This is a genomic window from Streptosporangium sp. NPDC005286 (assembly GCF_040607515.1).
GTDB lineage: Bacteria > Actinomycetota > Actinomycetes > Streptosporangiales > Streptosporangiaceae > Streptosporangium.
Genome location: NZ_JBEXGU010000397.1, coordinates 1 through 1,621, shown reverse-complemented (window position 1 = coordinate 1,621; position 1,621 = coordinate 1). Strand labels below are relative to the sequence as shown.

Annotated in this window: 1 protein-coding gene; it reads left to right on the top strand. The window is 74.6% G+C overall.

The annotated features are described in order from the left end of the window. The first annotated feature begins 189 nt into the window (after positions 1-189). On the top strand, positions 190-1,467 hold the full coding sequence (gene plsX, locus ABZU75_RS46395) for a phosphate acyltransferase PlsX (RefSeq protein WP_355569976.1): 1,278 nt from the start codon (positions 190-192) through the stop codon (positions 1,465-1,467). Positions 1,468-1,621 lie beyond the last annotated feature (154 nt).

Here is a 1,621-nt window from a genome sequence, read left to right as displayed (position 1 = left end):
CGGCCCTTCAAGGGCCGGGGAGCCGACGCCGTCTTTACGCCTTCTTGCGCGATGAGTTGATTTATCCGCAGCCCGGTCCGGGGATGGGTCGTCCGACGCCATTGATCATGGGCCGTGCGCCTGCCACCGGCCAGACGCATCCGAACGCGTACGCGCGGACCCCGCGGACCTGGCGACGAGGAGGAGCGCGTGAGCCATGTCGTGGTGATCGGCGCGGGTCTCGGCGGCCTCGCCGCCGCGGTCCGGCTGGCCGCCGCGCGACTGGCCGTCACGCTGGAGGGTGGCACCACCGACGACCCGGTGCTCCCCGCGTTCGCGCAGACCATGCGCTCCTTCGGTATCGATCACGATGACGTGACGGCGTTCCTGCGCTCGATGCGGGCCGACCTGACCGTGGACCGCTACGAATCGCCGAGGTGCCGTGAACCGGCCGGGTGGGGCCGGCACGAGGTCGTCCGGTGCGAGGTCGTCCAATGCTGTCGTCGGGAGGGTGTGATGTCGGAGCCGGTGGCCGTCGACGCGATGGGCGGAGACCACGGACCGGGCGAGACGGTCGCCGGGGCGGTCACGGCCCGGCGTGAGCTCGGAATCCCCGTGGTGCTCGTGGGCCGCTCCGGCGCCGTCCGCGCCGAGCTCGCCCGCCACGGCGCCGTCGGCGAGATCGGCGTGGTGCACGCCGAGGACGTCGTCCCGATGACCGAACGGGGCGCGGGAGCGGTCTTCTCCACCACGACCAGCCTGACGGTCGGCTGCGACCTCGTACGGCGGAAGGAGGTGTCGGCGTTCGTGTCGGCCGGTTCCACGGGCGCGGTCGTCTCGTGCGCCATCCACGGCATCGGGCGTGCCCCGGGCGTCCTGCGGCCCGCCCTGGCCATCGCGCTGCCCTCGGTCACCGGCGGCGCGACCGTGCTGATCGACGCCGGGGCGACCTCCGACCCCACCCCGGAGATGATCGCCCAGTTCGCGCTGCTCGGCGCCTCCTACGCCCAGCTCGTGCTCGGTGTCGCCGACCCGTCGGTGGGCCTGTTGTCGATCGGCTCGGAACCCGGCAAGGGCAACAGGCTGACCCGCAGGGCCGGTGAGCTGCTCGCCGGGCTGCCGTTGCGCTTCTGCGGCAACGTGGAGGGACACGACGTGCTCGCGGGCACCGTCGACGTGATCGTCACCGACGGTTTCACCGGGAACGTGGTGCTCAAGAACGTCGAGGGTTCGGTGCGGGCCGCGCTGACGCTGGTGGCGCGTTCCGGTGCCGCCGGAGCCGAGGAGTTGCGGGCGGTGGCCCGCCGTTACGCTCCGGAGGCCTACGGCGGGGCGGCGCTGCTCGGCCTGATCGGCACCGTCGTCGTCGCGCACGGTTCCTCGCCGGCGGCGACGATCGCGCGCGCCTGCGCGGTGGCGCACGATCTCGCCGAGGGCGGGGTCGTCACCCGGCTCGCGGACCGGCTCACCGCGGAGGCCGCCCGTTGAGCGGCGCGGCGGAGCCTCGTCGCGGTGGGGCGACGGAGCCGAACCGACCTCGCCGCCCGGGGGGGCCCGCGGCGGGGTGGGGCCCGCGGGGGGGCGCCGGGCCACGTGGCCGCCCTCGCGGAGGGGGGGGATCGGGGGTAGCGGTGGCGCCGGT